The sequence below is a fragment of the Demequina pelophila genome, from assembly GCF_000971175.1.
Taxonomy (GTDB): domain Bacteria; phylum Actinomycetota; class Actinomycetes; order Actinomycetales; family Demequinaceae; genus Demequina; species Demequina pelophila.
In genome coordinates this window covers 660676-679905 of record NZ_BBLY01000001.1, presented here as the reverse complement: position 1 = coordinate 679905, position 19230 = coordinate 660676, and the positions used below count along the sequence as shown (strand labels likewise).

Annotated in this window: 18 protein-coding genes; 13 read left to right on the top strand and 5 right to left on the bottom strand. The window is 73.4% G+C overall.

The window, feature by feature from the left end:
• Positions 1-57: 57 nt before the first annotated feature.
• Positions 58-435 carry a hypothetical protein gene (locus AOM03_RS03140; protein WP_062378200.1) on the bottom strand — a complete coding sequence of 126 codons (378 nt, stop codon included), beginning with the start codon at positions 433-435 and terminating at the stop codon, positions 58-60.
• A gap of 350 nt (positions 436-785) precedes the next feature.
• Between AOM03_RS03140 and AOM03_RS03135 the strand changes: the two genes are divergently transcribed.
• The 4 genes from AOM03_RS03135 to AOM03_RS03120 are packed head-to-tail and all read left to right on the top strand — an operon-like array spanning position 786 to position 5554.
• Positions 786-2885, top strand: a complete 2100-nt coding sequence (locus tag AOM03_RS03135; RefSeq protein WP_062378198.1) for a DNA gyrase/topoisomerase IV subunit B — start codon at positions 786-788, stop codon at positions 2883-2885.
• Positions 2882-3313 (top strand): hypothetical protein, encoded by a 432-nt coding sequence (locus tag AOM03_RS03130; protein ID WP_062378196.1) that lies wholly within the window; start codon positions 2882-2884, stop codon positions 3311-3313. The genes AOM03_RS03135 and AOM03_RS03130 overlap by 4 nt, the downstream gene beginning before the upstream one ends.
• A 7-nt stretch (positions 3314-3320) precedes the next feature.
• A complete protein-coding gene (locus AOM03_RS03125; protein WP_082092050.1) occupies positions 3321-4706 on the top strand; it encodes a threonine/serine exporter family protein in 1386 nt (461 codons plus the stop codon).
• Between the two features lie 5 nt (positions 4707-4711).
• Positions 4712-5554 carry a hypothetical protein gene (locus AOM03_RS03120; protein ID WP_156157590.1) on the top strand — a complete coding sequence of 281 codons (843 nt, stop codon included), beginning with the start codon at positions 4712-4714 and terminating at the stop codon, positions 5552-5554.
• A 202-nt stretch (positions 5555-5756) separates the two neighbouring features.
• Here the strand turns inward: AOM03_RS03120 and AOM03_RS03115 are convergent, their stop codons facing one another.
• Positions 5757-8186 (bottom strand): DNA gyrase/topoisomerase IV subunit A, encoded by a 2430-nt coding sequence (locus AOM03_RS03115; protein WP_062378192.1) that lies wholly within the window; start codon positions 8184-8186, stop codon positions 5757-5759.
• A 148-nt stretch (positions 8187-8334) separates the two neighbouring features.
• Between AOM03_RS03115 and AOM03_RS03110 the strand changes: the two genes are divergently transcribed.
• Together AOM03_RS03110 and AOM03_RS03105 are read left to right on the top strand one after the other, a co-directional pair.
• Positions 8335-8901: a DUF5998 family protein gene (locus AOM03_RS03110; RefSeq protein WP_062378191.1), complete on the top strand. Its 567-nt coding sequence runs from the start codon at positions 8335-8337 to the stop codon at positions 8899-8901.
• Positions 8898-10067: an alkaline phosphatase family protein gene (locus AOM03_RS03105; protein WP_062378189.1), complete on the top strand. Its 1170-nt coding sequence runs from the start codon at positions 8898-8900 to the stop codon at positions 10065-10067. The genes AOM03_RS03110 and AOM03_RS03105 overlap by 4 nt, the downstream gene beginning before the upstream one ends.
• Here the strand turns inward: AOM03_RS03105 and sepH are convergent, their stop codons facing one another.
• Complete coding sequence (gene sepH / locus AOM03_RS03100; RefSeq protein WP_062378187.1) at positions 10068-11402, bottom strand: septation protein SepH; 1335 nt, start codon at positions 11400-11402, stop codon at positions 10068-10070. It lies immediately after the preceding gene.
• Between the two features lie 174 nt (positions 11403-11576).
• On the opposite strand from sepH, the gene AOM03_RS03095 reads away from it, so the two are divergent.
• The 5 genes from AOM03_RS03095 (at position 11577) to AOM03_RS03075 (ending at position 14495) form a co-directional block, all read left to right on the top strand.
• Complete coding sequence (locus AOM03_RS03095; protein ID WP_062378185.1) at positions 11577-12383, top strand: inositol monophosphatase family protein; 807 nt, start codon at positions 11577-11579, stop codon at positions 12381-12383.
• Between the two features lie 287 nt (positions 12384-12670).
• On the top strand, positions 12671-12970 hold the full coding sequence (locus AOM03_RS03090; RefSeq protein WP_062378183.1) for a DUF4193 domain-containing protein: 300 nt from the start codon (positions 12671-12673) through the stop codon (positions 12968-12970).
• Positions 12971-13411 (top strand): dUTP diphosphatase, encoded by a 441-nt coding sequence (gene dut / locus AOM03_RS03085; RefSeq protein ID WP_062378181.1) that lies wholly within the window; start codon positions 12971-12973, stop codon positions 13409-13411.
• On the top strand, positions 13408-13683 hold the full coding sequence (locus AOM03_RS12625; protein WP_062378179.1) for an OB-fold nucleic acid binding domain-containing protein: 276 nt from the start codon (positions 13408-13410) through the stop codon (positions 13681-13683). Before dut ends, AOM03_RS12625 begins: the two co-directional genes overlap by 4 nt.
• A complete protein-coding gene (locus AOM03_RS03075; protein ID WP_062378177.1) occupies positions 13680-14495 on the top strand; it encodes a DUF3159 domain-containing protein in 816 nt (271 codons plus the stop codon). The genes AOM03_RS12625 and AOM03_RS03075 overlap by 4 nt, the downstream gene beginning before the upstream one ends.
• Here AOM03_RS03075 and AOM03_RS03070 read toward each other — a convergent pair.
• Together AOM03_RS03070 and AOM03_RS03065 are read right to left on the bottom strand one after the other, a co-directional pair.
• Positions 14413-15099 carry a potassium channel family protein gene (locus tag AOM03_RS03070; protein ID WP_062378175.1) on the bottom strand — a complete coding sequence of 229 codons (687 nt, stop codon included), beginning with the start codon at positions 15097-15099 and terminating at the stop codon, positions 14413-14415. The genes AOM03_RS03075 and AOM03_RS03070 overlap by 83 nt on opposite strands.
• Positions 15096-15761 carry a potassium channel family protein gene (locus AOM03_RS03065; protein WP_062378173.1) on the bottom strand — a complete coding sequence of 222 codons (666 nt, stop codon included), beginning with the start codon at positions 15759-15761 and terminating at the stop codon, positions 15096-15098. The genes AOM03_RS03070 and AOM03_RS03065 overlap by 4 nt, the downstream gene beginning before the upstream one ends.
• Before the next feature lie 42 nt (positions 15762-15803).
• Between AOM03_RS03065 and AOM03_RS03060 the strand changes: the two genes are divergently transcribed.
• A complete protein-coding gene (locus AOM03_RS03060; protein ID WP_062378171.1) occupies positions 15804-17729 on the top strand; it encodes an APC family permease in 1926 nt (641 codons plus the stop codon).
• Positions 17719-18927, top strand: coding sequence for a class I SAM-dependent RNA methyltransferase (locus tag AOM03_RS03055; protein WP_062378169.1), 1209 nt, complete (start codon positions 17719-17721; stop codon positions 18925-18927). The genes AOM03_RS03060 and AOM03_RS03055 overlap by 11 nt, the downstream gene beginning before the upstream one ends.
• Positions 18928-19230: the final 303 nt, after the last annotated feature.

Genomic DNA, 19230 nt, shown 5'->3' with positions numbered 1-19230 from the left:
GCCGTGGGCGCGGGGTGCGCGGGGTGCGCACCGCCCGAGGACGATGCGCGGTGCGGGTCAGGCCGCGGCGGCGGCGAGACGGACGAAGGTCACCGCGTCCTCCCGGAGGGCCTCGCGGGCCTGGACGGGGGCGGCGGGGTTCGAGGCGACCGCGAGCCGCACGTCGGGGGAGGCGTCGTAGGCGAGGTCGATGAGGATCGACTCGGGCGCGGCCGGGTTGAGGGCGACGGCGCGGCGCACGGTCGCGGCGATGTCGTTCGCGAGGGCGACGAGCGTGGCCGGCTCCGCGCACGGGTGCTGGCCGGCGCGGTAGCGGTCGGTGACCTTGGGGGAGGCGGCCCAGGTGCGGACCAGGCGCGGGTCCACGGTCGGTGCGGAGTCGATGGCGGGCTGAGCGGTGAAAGCGGTCTGCTGCGCAACGGTCTCGACGGTCACGATGCCTCCTCTTGGCGATGTCTCGGTGTTGATCCCTCGTGCTTTACGAACTCTTGGGGTGTGCCTGACCATGTCTACACCCTTGGTGGGGATCCTGCAAGCCGTGGCACGTCGGCGTGGCGGTGCCCAGGCCCGCGCCGTCAGGGCGCGGCCCCCCGAGGCGGGTGGCCGCCGTGGCCCCGTCGGCCCTCGCATCGTCGGCCCCAACATTGCTGGCCCCCGCATCGGCGGCGGCCGTGCGTCGCCCGGCCCGCGCATCGTCCCCCGCCGCGCCGCTCCCGTCCCGCGCATCGTCCCCTGGAACGGCGAGGCGGCATCACAACGTCTGCCCTCGCGCCTAGAATCTGCGGGTGAGCAGTGAGACCTATTCCGCCCGGCACCTGTCGGTCCTCGAGGGACTCGAGGCCGTCCGCAAACGCCCCGGCATGTACATCGGCACCACGGATTCGCGTGGTCTCATGCACTGCCTGTGGGAGGTCATCGACAACTCGGTCGACGAGGCGCTCGGCGGGCACGGCGCGCGCATCGACATCGTGCTGCACCCCGACGACTCCGTCGAGGTGCGCGACCGCGGCCGCGGCATTCCCGTCGACGTCGAGCCCAAGACCGGGCTCACGGGCGTCGAGGTCGTCATGACGAAGCTGCACGCGGGTGGCAAGTTCGGCGGCGGCTCGTACGCGGCCTCCGGTGGACTGCACGGCGTGGGCGCGTCCGTGGTCAACGCGCTGAGCGAGCGGCTCGACGTCTGGGTCGACCGCGGCGGCAAGACGCACCACATGGCCTTCCACCGCGGCGAGCCGGGACGGTTCGCGGACGGCGATGGCGAACCCTCGCCGGACGCCGCATTCTCCCCGTTCACCACCGGATCCTCGCTCGACGTCGTGGGCAAGGTGGCACGCTCCGCGACGGGCACGCGCATCCGCTACTGGGCGGACCGGCAGATCTTCAACAAGGGCGCCTCGTTCTCCTACGACGACCTCCTGGTGCGTGCGCGGCAGACCGCGTTCCTGGTGCCGGGCCTCGAGCTCGTGGTGCGCGACCAGCGCGACCCCCAGGACCCGCACGAGGAGTCGTTCCGGTACGAGGGCGGCGCCAAGGACTTCGTCGACTTCAACGCGATCGACCCGGCGCTCACGGACACGTGGGAGGTGACCGGCGAGGGCACCTACACGGAGACGGTCCCGGTGCTCCAGGCGAATGGCCACCTGGTCTCCCAGGAGGTCGAGCGCACGTGCCTCGTCGACGTGGCGCTGCGCTGGGGCACCGGCTACGAGACGGACATCCGCTCCTTCGTCAACATCATCGCGACGCCCAAGGGCGGCACCCACCTCGCGGGCTTCGAGCAGGGCCTGGTGAAGGCGCTGCGCACCCAGATCACGTCGAACGCGCGCCGCCTCAAGCTCACGGGCAAGGACGGCGCCGAGCGCATCGAGAAGGACGACATCCTGGCCGGCCTCACCGCGGTGGTCACCGTGCGTATCCCGGAGCCGCAGTTCGAGGGGCAGACCAAGGAGGTGCTGGGCACCGGTCCCGTGCGCGCCATCGTGGCGCGCGTGGTCGACCAGGAGGTCACGAAGCTGCTCACCTCCACCAAGCGCGACACCAAGGCGCAGGCGAGCACGGTGCTCGAGAAGATCGTCGCGGAGATGCGGGCCCGCGTGGCCGCGCGCAAGCAGAAGGAGATCTCGCGCCGCAAGAACGCGCTCGAGACGTCCTCGCTGCCCGCCAAGCTCGCGGACTGCCGGTCGAACGACGTGGAGCAGTCGGAGCTCTTCATCGTCGAGGGAGACTCGGCGCTGGGCACCGCGAAGCTCGCGCGCCGCTCCGACTTCCAGGCGCTGCTGCCCATCCGCGGCAAGATCCTCAACGTCCAGAAGGCGTCCATCACGGACATGCTCCACAACGCCGAGTGCGCCTCGATCATCCAGGTGATCGGCGCCGGCTCGGGCCGCACCTTCGACCTCGAGCAGGCCCGCTACGGCAAGATCATCATGATGACGGACGCGGACGTCGACGGCGCCCACATCCGCACCCTGCTGCTGACGCTCGTCTTCCGCTACATGCGGCCCCTTGTGGACGCGGGACGCGTCTTCGCCGCGGTTCCGCCGCTGCACCGCATCGAGGTCTCGGGCAGCGCCCGCCGGCCCAAGGAGTACATCTACACGTACTCCGAGCCCGAGCTGCAGGCGACCCTGCGCGACCTCAAGCGCGCGGGCCGGAAGTACAAGGACGACATCCAGCGCTACAAGGGACTGGGGGAGATGGACGCCGACCAGCTGGCCGAGACCACGATGGACCCGTCGCGTCGGTCGCTGCGGCGCGTCACCAGCGCCGATGCGGCCGCCGCCGAGCGCGTGTTCGAACTGCTCATGGGCAACGACGTGGCGCCCCGGCGCGAGTTCATCGTCGCCGGCGCCGCCTCGCTCGACCAGTCGCGGATCGACGCATGACCCGCGTGTACGACGAGGAGGCTCCGCCCTGCCCGGTGCACCCCTACGGGTACCACCACAGCCCGCGGCTCCACCCGCGCGGACGCCAGTCCGTGTTCCGCCATCACTCGCCCATCGGGCTGCCCGCCCGCTGCCCCCAGCTCGAGGACGAGCTCCACGCCGCGGACCGCGAGGAGGAGTTCCTCGACGAGCTGTGGATCCGCGAGCGCGCCACGCGGGGCCACGGCCTCGCGATGCTGGGCGCCGCGGTGGTCGCAGCCGTGGTGACCGTGCTGATCCTCATGGGCGCCGCCGTGGGAGTCGAGGTCGCGGTGATCGTCATGGGCGTGGTGGTCATCGCCGGGCTGTCGCGGGTCGACGTCCGCATCCAGCGCGAGCGGCTGCGACGCATCCGTGATTGGCACCGGCGCGTGGGCGTTCCCCGCTGAGGCGGCGATGACCGAACACACCGGCACCCCGGACCAGCCCGGCACCCTGGACCAACCTGGCACCCCGGACCAACCTGGCACCCCGGACCAGCCCGGCACCCCGGACCAGCCCGGCACCCCCGACCGCGCCGTCGCGCCCGAGGACTCGCTCGAGCCGGTCGGCCTGATCCGCCAGTCCGGCGCGATCCTCAGGATGGGTCGCATGATGCTCGCGTCCGGCACCGCGAGCTACCGCGTCAAGCAGGCGATGGCCGCCGTCGCGCACTCGCTCGGCATCGACCGGCACTCCGCGCACGTCACCCTGACGGAGATCACGGCGACCACGCACCGCGGCCCGATCTTCCGCACCGAGGTGACGGAGATCCGGAGCATCGGCGTCAACGCCGACCGCATCGGCGCGCTCGACCAGATGCGGCGGGACCTGGGCGGCACCACCACCGTGGAGGAGGTGCACGCGCGCCTCGACCGCATCGAGGGCAAGCCAGCCCTGTACCCGCCCGTCATGAACGCGATCTACGCGGGCGGGGCGTGCGCCGGCTTCGCGGTGCTCAACTACGCGCGACCCCTCGAGGTGATCGCGGTGTTCCTCGCCGCGACCCTGGGGCAGTTCCTGCGCCGGTGGCTCCACCACCGTCACTTCAACCCCTTCGGCACCACGATGCTCGCGGCGGCGCTCGCCTGCGCCATCTACCTGGGATCGGTGGGCGTGTACAGCATCGCGGGCTCCTCGGTGGACGTGCACGCGTCGGGCTACATCGCGTGCGTGCTGTTCCTGCTGCCCGGATTCCCGCTCATCACGGGCGCGCTCGACATGGCGCGGCTCGATCTGTCTGCGGGCACGCAACGGCTCATCTTCGGAACGATGATGACGGTGGGCGCCGCGCTGTCCGTGTGGGGCATGACGCTCGTCGGCTCGCTCAGCACGGAGGTGCGCGAGCCGTTGCCGCTGCCGCTGGTCGAGCACCTGGGGCTCACCGCCCTCGCGAGCTTCGTGGGCGTGCTGGGCTTCGCGCTGATGTTCAACTCGCCGGGCCGCCTCGCGGTGACCGCGGCGGCGATCGGGATGGTCGCGAACACGCTGCGCCGCTTCCTGGTCGACGAGGGCATGATGCTGCAGGCCGCCACCGTCATCGCATGCGTGATCGTCGGCGTGCTCGCGGCTCTCGCGTCGCGGCGCACCCGCTGGCCCCACATCACGCTGTCCGTCCCGGCGGTCCTGGTGATGATCCCCGGGGTGCTCGCCTTCCAGTCCGTGGTGAGCGCCAACGAGGCCCGCTACAACGATGCGATCGGCGCGATGCTCGAGGTGGTGCTGGTGATGATGTCGATCATGGTGGGCCTGGTGATCGCGAAGCTGCTCACCGATCCCAAGTGGTCGTACGAGCGGGGGTGACGACGGTGCCCGATTCGGTCCTGGAGCGCACGCGCCGCATCGCGGTGATGGACGGCCACCTGTTGAGCGACCGCGCCGCCGCCCGGGTCGCCACCGCCGCGAAGACTCTGGTGCTGTACACCTCCGATGCGCTGTCGGACGCCACGGCGCGGTTCCGTGCGCTGCGGCCCGACATCGAGGTGGTCGACGGTGGCGTGGTGCGGGGCGAGGTGCGCGAGGCCATGGTGCGCGCGACCGACGCGGGGTGCGTGCTGCTGGCGGTTCCCGAGCCGCATCGACGCCGTGCCTTCCTCACCGCCGCGGTCACGGGCGCCGTCGACGCGCACGAGAACGGCCACGCGACCGTCGCGGTGCTCGTGTTGCGCGACCGCGAGGTTGAGGGCGACGTCGCCGTGTTCTCCAACACGGGCGAGGCATCGGGCTGGGGGCTCGCCTTCGCGATCGAGATCGCGATGCGGCGGGGCGTGGGCGTCGACCGCATCGTCCCCCGCAAGGGTCTGTACGTGCGCCGCACCGCCGAGGTGGGGCATCGCGCGGATGTCGAGGCCGGCGGCCAGGGCCTGAAGGTGCGGTACCGGAAGGCCACGCGGCCTCTCGAGCACGTCATCCGGGGCAGGTACACGCTTGCGGTGCACTCGGTGCTGGACGTGATCGGGCGGCGCTCGGAGCGCGAGGACGCGGCCGAGCCGGTGCGTTTCGCGCACGACGCGAACGTCGACGCGGTCCTGTGGCTGCTGCGGTTCTTCCGGGGCGACGTGCTGCTCGTGGGCGACGGCGTGCGGCTGCGCGAGGGGCGCAACCGCGACGCGATCATCGAGGAGCCGGGGACCCCGGGCCTGGGAGGCTGAGGGGCCTGCGGGCCGACGGGGGACGATGCGCGGGTTGCCGCCGGGTGTCCCTCTCCCGATCCGACGCGGCCCCGTTCCGACCGAGCCGCGACCCGGCTCAGCCAGGCCCGAATCGACCGAGCAGCGATCCGATACGGCCCCTATCCGGCCGAGCCGCGACCCGGCTCAGCCCAGCCCCGTTCCGACCGAGCCGCGTCCCGGCTCAGCCCAGCCCGGCCACCGGCGCCGGCATCGCGGCCCCCGAGCCGTCGCGTCGTCCGGCCTCCTCCGGCAGGTCCAGCGGCTGACCCGCACCCGAGCTCGCGCGCGCCGGCGCGGGGCCCGCCCAGGCGAGGAGCAGCGCGTCCTCGCCCTTGAGGAACCGATGCGCGCGCACGCCACCGGTGGCGCGACCCTTGGTCGGGTACTCCTCGAGCGGTGTCCACTTGGCGGACCCGGCCGCGGTTCCGGGCAGGGCGTCCGAGGGGCCCGCGACGGTCGCCACGACCGCCTCGGTGCCGACCGGCACCGCACCGAAGAAGATCACGCGCGCGCCGGCGCCCAGCTTGATACCGGCGATGCCGCCGCCGGCGCGGCCCTGCGGGCGCACGAGCGAGGCGTCGAAGTGGAGCAGCTGCGCGTCGTCGGCGATGAGGATGAGGTCCGTGCCGTCGGGCGCGACGCCCGCACCCACGACGGCGTCGCCGTCGTCGAGGGAGATGGCCTCCCACTCGTCGCGGTTGGGGAGGTCGTCCGCGCGCACGCGCTTGACCACGCCGCCCGCCGTGGCGAGCGCCAGGGGAGCGGCGCCGTCGAGCGGGACGAGCCCCACGATCTCCTCGCCGCGCTCAAGCGCGACCAGCTGCGCGACCGGGGTGCCGCCGCCCAGCGACGGCGGCTCCGAGGTGGGAGCGAGCGCGGGCACCTCGAGCAGCGACAGGCGCACGATGCGCCCGCCGGTGGTCACGACGCCGACGTCGGCGCGGGCCGAGGCGTGGACCACGGAGCGCAGCGCGTCGTGCGGGGAGCGGCGTCCGTCGCGCTCGGGGGCGACGTCCTCGGCGGTGCGGGCGACGAGCCCGGTGGTCGACAGCAGCGCGTAGCAGGGGCTGTCCTCGATCTCGAGCGACAGCGCGGGCGCCTTGGCTCCCGCCGCCGGGGTGGCGGGGGAGAGCGCGCCGCCGTCGGCGAGCAGGATGGTGCGGCGGGGCGTGCCGTGCTCGGCGGCCGCGGCCTCCATCTCGCGGCCCACGAGGGACCGCAGCACCGACTCGGAGCCGAGGATCTCCTCGAGCTCGGCGATCTGGGCGAGCAGCTCGGACTTCTCGTTCTCCAGCTCGAGGCGGGAGAACTTGGTGAGGCGGCGCAGACGCAGCTCGAGGATGTACTCGGCCTGGATCTCCGACAGGTCGAAGGCGGTGCGCAGGCGCTCCCGGGCGATCGACGCATCGTCCGCGGCGCGGATGATCTGGATGACCTCGTCGATGTCGAGGATCGCGACGAGCAGGCCGTCGACCAGGTGGAGGCGGTCCTTGCGGGCCTTGAGGCGGTACTCGGAGCGCCGCCGCACCACGGTGACGCGGTGGTCCACCCAGACCTTGAGCAGCTCGCGCAGGCCCAGGGTGCGCGGCTGGCCCTCGACGAGGGCGACGGCGTTGATGGAGAAGGAGTCCTCGAGCGGCGTGTGCCTGTAGAGCTTCTCGAGCACGGCCTCGGGGTTGAAGCCGTTCTTGATCTCGATGACCAGGCGCAGGCCGTGGTGACGGTCGGTGAGGTCGGTGACCGCGGAGATGCCCTCGAGCTTCTTCGCGGTGACGCCGTCCTTGATCTTCTCGATGACCTTCTCCGGGCCCACCATGTACGGCAGCTCGGTGACCACGATGCCCTGGCGGCGTGCGGTGACCTTCTCGATGCGGGTGGTGGCGCGGGTGGTGAACTTGCCGCGGCCGGACTCGTAGGCCTCGCGCACGCCGTCGAGCCCGACGATCTTGCCGCCGGAGGGCAGGTCGGGGCCGGGGACGAAGCGCATGAGCTCGTCGAGCGTCGCCCTGGGGTTGTCGAGCAGGTGGCGGGCCGCCGAGACGACCTCGACCAGGTTGTGCGGGGCCATGTTGGTGGCCATGCCGACCGCGATGCCCGTGGCGCCGTTGACCAGCAGATTGGGGATCGCGGCGGGCAGCGCCGAGGGCTGCTGGAGCTTGTTGTCGTAGTTGGGGACGAAGTCGACGACGTCCTCGTCGAGGTCCGCGGTGAGCGCGAGGGAGGCCGGCGCGAGGCGGGCCTCGGTGTAGCGGGAGGCCGCGGGGCCGTCGTCGAGCGAGCCGAAGTTGCCGTGGCCGTCGATGAGCGGCAGGCGCAGCGCCCACGGCTGGGCCATGCGCACCAGGGCGTCGTAGATCGCGGAGTCGCCGTGGGGGTGGAGCTTTCCCATCACCTCACCGACGATGCGCGCCGACTTCACGTACGGCCGGTCGGGCCGCACCCCCATCTCCTGGGCTTGATAGACGATGCGCCGCTGCACGGGCTTGAGCCCGTCGCGCGCGTCGGGCAGGGCGCGCGAGTAGATCACCGAGTACGCGTACTCGAGGAACGACGCCTCCATCTCCGCGCTCACGTCGATGTCGACGATCTGCGTGTCGGGCGCGTCCGCCATGCTCCACCTCGTTCCGTCCGGTCCAGCCCGTATTGTCCCGCACACGTGGGACATCCGCCGCCTGCCACGCGGAGGCCGTCCGTGAGCGCGTGCGCCGCGTCCACATCGGCACGCGGCCGCTTCCTGCAAGGGTGAGACAATAGCGGGCATGTCCACGTCACTCGAGAAGGCGGTCCGCTCGGCGGGCTACTATCCCGCGCTCGCCTGGTCGGTGCTGCGCACCGCGATCGGCACGGAGAAGGTGCGCGCCCACTTCGTGCATGCCGAGACGACGTTCGACGATCGCGAGGTCCGCCGCCACATGACCGTGCTCGTGATCACGGAGTCGCGCCTGCTCCGCGTCCACATCGACGACGGCGCCGGCCACACCGCCGAGGGCGGGCACGAGGCCTCCGCGACCGTCGAGACCACCGCGCTGGGCGCGATCCGCAACACCGCGATGACGCACGTGATCCACGAGCCCGAGCACTTCACCGAGCACGACCTCCCGCACGAGCTCGTCCTCGCGGTCGGCGGCTCCGTCCACTCGCGCATCGACCTCGAGCCCGCCACCTGCGGCGACGAGAGCTGCGAGGCCGACCACGGCTACACCGGCAACATGACCGGCGACGACATTCTGGTGCGCGTCAGCCTTATCGCCGACGGCGCCGACTCGATCCGCGCCCTCCAGGACTTCGCGATCGTGCTGCAGGGCGCGGTCGGCACGGCTCGGTGACACTGACCGGCCGGCTCGCCGCGGCGGGCCTGTCCGTCCCCGACTACGGGGGCCGCGAGGTGGGCGCGGTGCTGCCGGCGGCGCTGGCGGCGCTCGGGATCGCCGATGCGGTGCCCGGCCGGGATGCCGAGGCGGACCGCGCGCGGCTGGGCCTGGGCGCGGCCGACCACGTCGTGGCCGTCGTGGTCGACGGGCTGGGCCGGCACCTCATCGAGGCGCGACGCGGGCACGCGCCCTACCTGCGCAACGCGATGACGGGCACCCTGACCGCGGGATTCCCCACCACCACGGCGACCTCGCTCGCGCTGTTCGGCACGGGGCGCGCCGCGGGTGCGACCGGCATGACGGGCTACTCCGCGCGCAATCCGCGCACGGGCGGGCTCGCCAACCTGGTCTCGTGGGAGGGCGCCGACGACCCCGACGAGTGGCAGCGAGAGCCATCCCTGCTGGCCGCCGCCGAGGCCGCCGGCCTCGCGGTGACGACGCTCGGCAAGCCCCGCTTCGAGGGTTCGGGACTCACGCGCGCCGCGCTGGCGGGCGGCGAGTTCATCGGGGCCGATGCGCTGGGAGCGCGGGTGGGAACCGCCCTGGCCAAGGCGCGCCGTCCCGGGCTCACCTACCTGTACTGGGGCGAGATCGACGCGGTGGGCCACCGTCACGGCTGGCAGTCCGACGCCTGGGTGGCGGCGCTCGAGGAGACCGACGCCGACCTGCGCCGGCTCGAGGCAGGTCTCCCGCGGGGCGCGGCGATGATCATGACCGCCGATCACGGGATGGTCGACGTCACCGGGGCGCCCCGGTGGGACGTCGCGTCGACTCCCGCCCTCGCGCGGGACGTCGAGCTGGTCGCGGGGGAGCCGCGCATGCTCCACCTGCACACCGCGGCCGACACCGCCGACGCGGTCGCCGCGCGGTGGTCGGAGACGCTCGGCACGCACGCCGTCGTCGCGACGCGGGACGAGTTGATCGAGTCGGGGCTCGTGGGCCCGGTCAGCCCGCATGTGCGCGAGCGGCTGGGCGACGTGATCGTGCCCATGACGGGGCGCGCCACCGTGGTGGACTCACGGACGCAGTCGCCTCAGGCGATCGGACTCGTGGGCGTGCACGGCTCGCTCACGCCCGAGGAACTCGAGGTGCCGCTCGTGGTCGCGGGCGGCGGGCGCTGATCAGCCCTGGTCGTTCCTCGCGCCGAAGACGATCTCGTCCCAGCTGGGCACCGAGGCGCGGCCGCGGCGGGCACGCCGCTCGACCTCGCCGGTCTCCGCGGGCGCCTCGATGAGCGGCTCGGCGTGCATGTCCTCGACACGGGCGGTCGGCTTGGTCCGCGGCCCCGTGGACGATGCACCGGCAGCCTTGTCGGAACCGGCGGCACGGAACGCGGCGTCGCCGCGGCGGGCGCGCTGGGCGGGACCGAAGCCCTCGAACGCCTCGTCGTCGTCATCGTCCTCGTCGTCGGCGACCTGCTCGCGGGTGCCGCGCTTGAGCTCGAGGCCCTCGAGCAGGAGCTCGGTGGCGCTGGGCTCGGCGACGGCGCGGGCGGGGGAGGACGCCGTGCCGGAGGGCGCCGCCGAGGAGCGCGCGGGCACGGTGTTGTCAAAGGAGGCAGCGTCGTCGAAGGAAGCAGCGTCGTCGAAGGAGGCGGAATCGGGCAGCGACGGGGGACCGGGCAGGATGCCTGCGTCGTCCAGGTGGCCGCCGGCGGCCGGGGCGTCGTCCGCCGCGTCGGCCCTGGCGTTCATCTGCTCCACCGACGCAGGTGCATCGTCCCCGGGGACGGCGGTCGCGGACGACCCGGTCGGGGCGTCGACCGGCACGAGGGGGCGCGACTCGGCGAGGGGCGCGTTCGGGTCCGTGTCGCGCACCGCGCTGAGGTGACGACGCGGGATCGGGACGTCGAGCAGCTCCGTCTCGGAGAGCCAGCGCGCCTCCTCGTCCTCGGCGGTCACGGTCCGCGCGGAGTGGTCGAAGGCCCACACAGCGCGCACGGAGCGGCCGGAGACGTGATAGTCGGCGGCCACGCGCCACGGCTCGTCGATCTCGCGCCAGGCCTCCCACACCACGGTCTCGGGGTCGACGCCGCGGGCCGCCAGTCGGTCGGTGACCAGCTCGCCCAGCTGCGGGGAGCTGGGGTCGCGGCCGATGCGCGTCTGCTGCGCGAGCTCCCCGATGTACTGGCGCTCGGCGAGCACCGGGCCCTCGTACTTCTCGATGGCCGAGGCGGGGATGCCGGTGAGCTCCGACAGCTCCGCGGCGTTGAGGCCGCCGCGGATGCGCTGCTGGATCTCGCGCGGCGACAGCGACGGGGCGTCGGCCTCCTCCTGGGACGCACCGGGCCAGCCCGGCGTCCGGGTCGACTCGGAGGCGCGCGTCGAGGGCCGCGTGTAGCGGACCGCGTGGCGCAGCTCATCGGTCAGGGGGAGCTCGAAGCGGTCGCCCGACTCGGAGGCCACGACCAGGTGGAGGCCGTCGTCCGAGGGGCCGACGAGGGAAAGGCGCGTCATGGACTCAGGTTGCCACGGGGGACCCGGGCCTCCCGGAGCGCCGCGCCGGGCGTGTCGGTTTCGTCCCGTGCCGGAGGGGGCCGTGGTCTCGAGCGCCGCTCCGGGCCCGCGGGCTCCTGGGGCAGGAACGGCGCTCGGACCGGTCCGGCGAGGCCCCGCTCCTAGGATGGCCGCATGACGGAGACCGCCGCCCTGCTCGAGACCGCCCAGTCGATCGCCGCGGAGGCGGCCAGGCTCATCATCGATGGCCGTGCCGGAGCGGAGGTCGCGCACACCAAGACGTCGGACGTCGACATCGTCACCCAGATGGACGTAGCGGCGGAGACGCTCGTGCGCGAGCGCCTCGCCGCGCTCCGGCCCGACGACGGGATCCTGGGCGAGGAGGGCGACGACGTAGTGGGCACCTCGGGCATCACCTGGGTGGTCGACCCGATCGACGGGACCGTCAACTACCTCTACGGCATTCCGCACTATTCCGTGTCGATCGCGGCGGTGTCGGGCAGCCCGGACCCGCGCGAGTGGACCATCGAGGCGGGAGCGGTGGCGACCGGCGCGGGCGACCTGTGGAGCGCGGCCCGCGGGCGAGGGGCATGGCGCAACGGCGAGCGGATCGCGCGCGACGGCGGGCCCGAACTGGGCGGCACGCTGGTGGCGACCGGGTTCGGCTACGTCGCGGAGCGCCGCGCCGCCCAGGCGCGCGTGCTCGCGGCCCTGCTGCCGCGGGTGCGGGACGTGCGACGGTTGGGATCGGCGTCCGTGGACCTGTGCCACGTCGCCGCCGGCCTGGTCGACGCCTATTACGAGAACGGGCTCAAGCCGTGGGACTTCGCGGCGGGCGCCCTCATCGCGACGGAGGCGGGCGTGCGGGTCGCCGGGCTCGACGGCGGTCCGGCCGACGGGACGATGCTCGTGGCGGCCGCGGCGGACCGGTGGGACGCGGTGCGGGACGCCCTGGTGGCGGCGGGCGCCGGGGGCCTGTAGTTCCGACGGCCGGGCCCGACGGCCGGCCCGGGGGGCAGGATCACGGGCGCTGCCGGGTGGTCCTGGGTAGTCCTGGGTGGTCCAGGGGCCGCCGACGAGGGCCGCCCACCCGCGGTGACGCGGGGCCATCCGGCACCGCATGCAGGAAACGCCGAGACACGCCCGTGCGTGGGTCGGGGTCGCGCGAGCGCCGGGAATAGTGCAGAATGCCTCCGCCCGGTGGGAACACACGAGCACCCCGAAGCATTGATTCACCCACAGGCCCCGTGGAAGGAACCGACACCCGCATGGCTCAGGATTACGACGCCCCGCGCAAGACCGACGACGAGATCTCGGCCGACTCGATCGAGGAGCTCAAGGCCCGTCGTGCCGACAAGTCCTCGGGCGTGGTCGACGAGGACGAGACGGAGGCGGCCGAGGGCTTCGAGCTGCCCGGTGCCGACCTCTCCGGCGAGGAGCTCTCGGTGCGCGTGCTGCCCGCCCAGCAGGACGAGTTCACGTGCATGTCCTGCTTCCTGGTGCACCACCGCAGCCAGTTGGCGAGCTTCAAGAACGACCAGCCCATCTGCTCGGAGTGCGCGGCCTGAATGTCCGCTCGGATCCTGGTCGCCGCGACGGAGCCGGGCATCCGGCTCCCGCAGTACAGCCACCCCGGTGACGCGGGCGCGGACATCTCGACGCGCGTCGACGTGACGCTCGCGCCGGGGGAGCGGGCGACGGTCCCCACGGGCCTGCGCATCGCGCTCCCCGAGGGATTCGCCGCCTTCGTGCACCCGCGCTCCGGCCTCGCGGCCCGCCACGGCATCACCGTGGTGAACGCACCCGGCACCGTGGACGCGGGCTACCGCGGCGAGATCGCCGTGACCCTGCTCAACACCGATGCCGCGGCCCCCGTGACCCTGCGCCGCGGCGACCGCATCGCCCAGTTGGTGATCCAGCGGGTCGAGACCGCGGACTTCGTCGAGGTCGAGGAGCTGCCGGATTCGGTCCGCGGCGACGGCGGCTTCGGCTCGACGGGCACCTCGTGATCGACACGGTCGCGATCGACTCCCTGCAGGGACGCGACGTGGCCCGCGTCAAGGGCCGCGTGGTCGCCATCCAGGTCGAGCCCTCGGACGTCGCGCCCGCCTTCACCGTCAGGATCGACGACGGCTCGGGCCGCGTCGACGCCGTCTTCATGGGCCGACGCGAGGTGCCGGGCATCGAGCCCGGCCGCTGGCTGGCCGTCGAGGGCCGGATCTGCGCGACCGAGTCGCTGCCGCGCCTGTACAACCCCCGATACGAGCTGGTGGCCCCGTGAGCGACGACCGGGACGCCGAGGCGACCGCCGCATCGTCCCCCGCCGGGGAGGTGGCTCCCGGAGCGTCCCCCGCCGGGGAGGCGAATCCCGCAACGTCGCCCGCCGGCGAGGCGGAGGCGACCCCCGCATCGTCCCCGCACGACTCCCCGAATCCCGCCGCCGCGACCGGCGCGGGCCGCCTGTTGGGCGGCGAGACCTTCTCCCTGCACGAGGCGATCGGGGGCTGGCGGGGATTCCTCGAGTCCTCGGCGCCGGGCGTCGTGTTCGTGGTCGCGTACCTCACGGCGGGCGGCTTCCGCATCCCCGTGATCGCGGCCGCGGCCGTCATGGTCGTCATGGTGCTGATCCGCCTCATCCAGCGCACGCCCGTCACCCAGGCGCTGTCGGGCGCGGTGGGCGTGGCGATCGGCGCGGTGTGGGCGTGGCGCTCGGGCGACCCGTCGGACTACTACGTGCCTGGACTGTGGCTCAACGCCGGCTACCTCGCGGGGATCCTCGTGTCGATGCTGGTCGGCTGGCCCATCGTGGGCGTGGTCATGGGCCTCATCCGGGGCGAGGGCACCCACTGGCGCGCCGACCGGCCGCTGGTGCGGCGCTACCAGCTGGCCTCGGCGGTGCTCGCCGCGATGTTCGCGCTGCGGCTCGCGGTGCAGGTGCCGCTCTACCTGGCCGGCGCCGTCGCGGCGCTGGGCACGGCGAAGCTTGCGATGGGCCTGCCGCTGTTCGCGCTCACGCTGTGGGGCGTATGGCTGCTGGCCCGTGGCGCAGAAGATGCTCGAGGGAGTCAGGCTCCGCCTCCGACGACACGATGAACAGCAGTTCGTCGTGCGCCTCGAGGGTGTCGTCGGGGGACGGGGCGAGCGTGCGGTCGCCCCGGATGATGCAGGCGAGCACCACGTCGACGGGCCACTGAACCTCGCGCAGCGGCACGCCGACCATGGGCGACGACGGCGGCAGCGTGACCTCGACCATCGAGGCGCCCGACTGGCGGAAGGTGAAGACGCGGACCAGGTCGCCCACGGCCACGGCCTCCTCGACCATTGCGGTCATGATGCGCGGCGTCGAGACGGCGACGTCGACGCCCCACTGGGAGTCGAACATCCACTCGTTGCGGGGGTTGTTGACGCGGGCGACGGTGCGCGGCACGCCGAACTCGGTGCGGCACAGGAACGACACGACCAGGTTGACCTTGTCGTCGCCGGTGGCGGCGACGACGACGTCCATGGCGTCGACCTCGGCCTCCTTGAGCGCGGACAGCTCGCACACGTCGGCGAGCATCCACTCGGCCTCGGCCACCTGCGCGACGCGCATCGCCGCCGGGTTGTTGTCGACCAGCAGCACCTCGTGGCCGTGCTCGAGCAGGTCGTGCGCGATCGAGCGGCCAACCGAGCCGGCTCCGGCGATCAGCACCTTCATTCGGTCACCTCCGGGGAGCGCCCGATGATGCGCATCGCATCGTCGCGGCGGACGTCGAGCAGGATGAAGTAGGCCTCGTCGCCGTCCTGGACGAGCGTGTCGGCGGAGACCAGCAGCGGCTCGCCGAAGCGCACCGCGTAGGCGACGCGCGCGCCGGCGGCGGACTCGAGATCCGCATAGCGGCGACCCACCCAGCCGGCATGCACGACGAGGCGCCGCATGCTCACGCCCGACGAGGGGTCCGCGTAGAGCGAGTCGGTGCCTCCGGGAAGGAGCCTCGAGACGATCTGCGACGTGGTCCAGGGCACCGGCGCGACCGTGGAGATGCCCAGGCGGCTGTAGACCGCCGCGCGGCCCGAGTCGGCGATGCGGGCCACCACGTTGTCGACGCCGTAGGTCTCCCGCACCACGCGCGCCGCGAGGATGTTGGAGTTGTCGCCGTCGGACACCGCCGCGAAGCCGTAAGCGTCCTCGACGCCCGCCGACACGAGCGTGTCGCGGTCGAATCCGACGCCGGTGATCCGCTGGCCTTCGAAGGTGGACGGCAGCCGGCGGAACGAGTCACCCTGCCGATCGATGACGGCCACGGTGTGCCCGCGGGACTCGAACTCGGTGGCGAGGTTCGCTCCCGTGCGGCCGCAGCCCATGATGACGATGTGCACGGAGACCCACGGTATACCCCTTCCCCCCTAGGATGGTGCGACGTGCGAGGGATTGTCGAGCGGCTGAAACTGCTGGTCTTCGGGCGGCCCATCGCGTCCGACACCGCCCAGCCCCTGCGGCTGCCCTCGCGCCTGGCCATCGGGGTCTTCGGCGCGAGCCTCCTGTCGACCGTGGCGTACGCGCCCGACGCCGTCATCGACGCCCTGCGGCGCGGCGGCCAGCAGGCGGCCCTGCCGTGGATGGCGCTCGGCGTGGTCGCGATCATGGCGCTGCTCGCCGCGGCCTACCGTTCGAACGTCCGCAAGCGTCCCGACGAGCGCGGCGACTACGGACTGGTCCGGGACCGGCTGGGACGCTCCGCGGGCGTGGTCACCGGGGCGTCGCTGCTGGTCGACTACATCTTCACGGTGGCCGTGTCCGTGGCCGCGATCGCCGAGTACCTCGACTTCCTCGTCCCGGGCACCTCCGGCTACCACGTCCAGATCGCGCTGGTCGCGATCGCCATCATGACCATGGCGAGCCTGCGCGGCTTCCGCGAGCGCACGCGCCTGCTCTTCGGGGTGTGGTTCGGGTTCCTGCTGGTCATCTCGGTGGCCTTCGCCGGCGGCATCGCCCGCCTCGGCGAGGAGATCGCACCCGGGAACCCGCCCGACGCCAGCCTGTCGACGCTGTTCGCCTTCGCCGGCGCGATCGCCTCCGGCGCCGTCATGGTCACCGGCATCGAGCACCTGGCCTCCTCGGGTCCGTACCACCTGGCGCCGCGCGCCAAGCGGGCGGGCCGCACGCTGGTCATCGCGGTGCTCGTGGGCGCCGCGGCCTTCCTCGCGGTCACGCTCATGGTGTGGCGCTACCGCGTCTCGGGCTGGCAGAAGGGCCCGGTGCTCCTGCAGGCGACCGAGCGTATCTTCGACAACCCGGCGGCGGCGTGGCTGGTCGCGCTGCCCACGGTCGCGATCCTCTACGCCGCCGCGACGGCGGTGTTCCGCCGCTTCTCGCGCCTCACCTCGCTGCTCGCCCGCGACTCCTACCTGCCGCGCCAGCTCGCCCAGCAGTCGGACCGCCTGGTGTTCCGCGGCGGCGTGCTGTGGGTCGCGGGGGCCTCGGCGCTGCTGATCCTCCTCACGGGCGCGCGCGTCCAGCAGCTCATCCACATGTACCTCATCGGGGCCTTCGCCGCGATCGTGCTGAGCCAGGTCGCGATGTTCCGCCTCCAGAGCGCGCGGATCGCGCTCCAGCCCAGCGGTAGCGCACGGATGCGCATGCGGGGCACCCGCGTGCTGCACGGCGCCGCCGCCGCCGTGGCTGCGCTGGTGTGGATCGTGGTCGCGGTCTTCAACTTCGGCGCCGGCGCATGGTTCGCGCTGCTGCTCATCGCCGCGCTCGTGGTGCTCATGCACGGCATCTCGCGCCACTACGCCAACGTGGCGCAGCAGCTCGCCATCGAGAAGGACGACCGCGCCGGGGCGCGTCCCTCCGCCACGCACGGCGTGGTGCTCGTGGCCCAGCTGCATCGTCCCGCGCTGCGGGCCATCGCCTACGCGAAGGCGGCGCGGCACTCGTCGCTCGAGGCCGTCACCGTGCAGATCGACAAGGACACCACCAAGGGCATCCAGCGGCGCTGGGGCACCCTGGGGCTGGGCCTGCCGCTCGTCATCCTCGACTCGCCGTACCGCGACCTCGTGGGGCCGGTGCTCGACCACGTGCGCGGCATCCACCGCGAGTCGCCGCGCGACATGGTGGTCGTCTACGTGCCCGAGTACATCGTGGGCCGCTGGTGGGAGCGCTTCCTGCACAACCGCGCCTCGATGCGCCTGCGCGACCGGCTGCTCGAGATCCCACAGGTGGTGGTCTCGGCGGTGCCGTGGCACCTCGAGTCGGCGCGCGACGTGCTCGACACCGAGACGGCGGAGGTGCCCGTCGTGGCGGAGGAGGCGCACGTGGCGAAGGAGGCCCACCGTGACCGGTGACCCGGACCTGATCGAGCTCGAGGTGGGCGCCCCCGCCCACGGCGGCCACTGCGTCGCGCGGCACGAGGGCCGCGTGGTCTTCGTCCGGCACGCGATCCCCGGCGAGCGGGTGCGGGCGCGGCTCACCGAGGCGGGGGAGAGCGACCGCTTCTGGCGGGCCGATGCGGTGGAGATTCTGGAGGAGTCTCCCGACCGCGTCGCGTCGCCGTGGCCCGAGGCCGGGCCGGGAGGCGTGGGCGGCGGCGAGCTGGGCCACGTGGCGCTGCCGGCCCAGCGGGCGTGGAAGCTCCGGATCCTGCGGGAGGCCTTCGAGCGGTTCGCGCACCGGGACTTCCCGGGTGAGGTGGCCGCGGCCGCGGGGGACGATGCGCGGGCCGGGTTGGGGTGGCGCACGCGCGCCACGGCCACGGCCGACGCCGAGGGCCGCGCGGCCATGCATGGGTACCGCTCCGATGCGCTGCTGGCGCTGGACTCGCTGCCCATCGCGTGCGGGCCCGTGGAGGAGGCGCTGCTGGGCGGCCGGTTCCCCGCCGGCGCGCGGGTCCAGGCCGTGGCACCGGGCGGCGAGGGACCGGCGCGCGTGCTGGTCGACGGCGCCCCGTGGAAGGGCGGCCGGGCGGACCGGCGCGACAACGCGCCGCGCCGCGTGCGCGAGCGGGTGGCGACCACCCACGGCGAGTGGGGGTACCAACTCGACGTCGGCGGGTTCTGGCAGGTGCACCGGGAGGCGCCCGCGACGCTCGTGGGCGCGGTCCTCGACCGGGTGGGAGAGGCGCGGAGCGTGCTCGACCTCTACGCGGGTGCGGGCCTGTTCACGGTCCCGCTGGCCTCGCAGGGCCGCGCCGTCACCGCGATCGAGGCGGACCCCCGGGCGGCGCGCGACGCCCGTCGCAACGTCCACGACCTGCCGACCGCGAGCATCGTCCACGGGGACGTGCGGAGGTCCCTGGTCGAGGGCCAGGGCGCGGAGGCCGTCGTGCTCGACCCGCCCCGCGCGGGGGCGGGCCGGAAGACGCTCGACGCGCTGGTCCCGGTGGGCGCGGAGCGGCTCGTGTACGTGGCGTGCGACCCGGTGGCGCTGGCGCGCGACACGGCGCTGCTGGCCGAGCGGGGCTACGCGCTCGACGAGGCGCAGGCCTTCGACCTGTTCCCCATGACGCACCACGTGGAGACGGTCGCGACGTTCGTGCGGGAGTAGGTTCGCGCGCAAGCGGGGTCGCGCAAGTGGGTTCGCGCGAGGGCAGGGTCGCGCAAGTGGGTTCGCGCAAGCAGGGTCGCGCAGGCAGGTGCGCGCGGGACCAGGGGAGCGCCGGCGCGCCGGTCGGGGCGCGGGAGCGGCCGCGCGCTCGCCCCGGCGGAAGGTTTCCGGTCCTGCGGATTCCGTGGGGCCGGCCCGACCGATGCGGCGGAATCGCCCCGCGAAATACCTGCATAGTTCTGCGTCGCGGCGGCGCTGACCTTGTTGTGGCGGCCGATAGTATGACCGCAGACCCGCTGCTGG

Coding starts and splice junctions, on each gene's coding strand:
- AOM03_RS03130 (WP_062378196.1), top strand. CDS start 2,882: ATGACCCGCGTGTACGACGAGGAGGCTCCGCCCTGCCCGGTGCACCCC.
- AOM03_RS03125 (WP_082092050.1), top strand. CDS start 3,321: ATGACCGAACACACCGGCACCCCGGACCAGCCCGGCACCCTGGACCAA.
- AOM03_RS03115 (WP_062378192.1), bottom strand. CDS start 8,186: ATGGCGGACGCGCCCGACACGCAGATCGTCGACATCGACGTGAGCGCG.
- AOM03_RS03110 (WP_062378191.1), top strand. CDS start 8,335: ATGTCCACGTCACTCGAGAAGGCGGTCCGCTCGGCGGGCTACTATCCC.
- sepH (WP_062378187.1), bottom strand. CDS start 11,402: ATGACGCGCCTTTCCCTCGTCGGCCCCTCGGACGACGGCCTCCACCTG.
- AOM03_RS03095 (WP_062378185.1), top strand. CDS start 11,577: ATGACGGAGACCGCCGCCCTGCTCGAGACCGCCCAGTCGATCGCCGCG.
- AOM03_RS03090 (WP_062378183.1), top strand. CDS start 12,671: ATGGCTCAGGATTACGACGCCCCGCGCAAGACCGACGACGAGATCTCG.
- dut (WP_062378181.1), top strand. CDS start 12,971: ATGTCCGCTCGGATCCTGGTCGCCGCGACGGAGCCGGGCATCCGGCTC.
- AOM03_RS03070 (WP_062378175.1), bottom strand. CDS start 15,099: ATGAAGGTGCTGATCGCCGGAGCCGGCTCGGTTGGCCGCTCGATCGCG.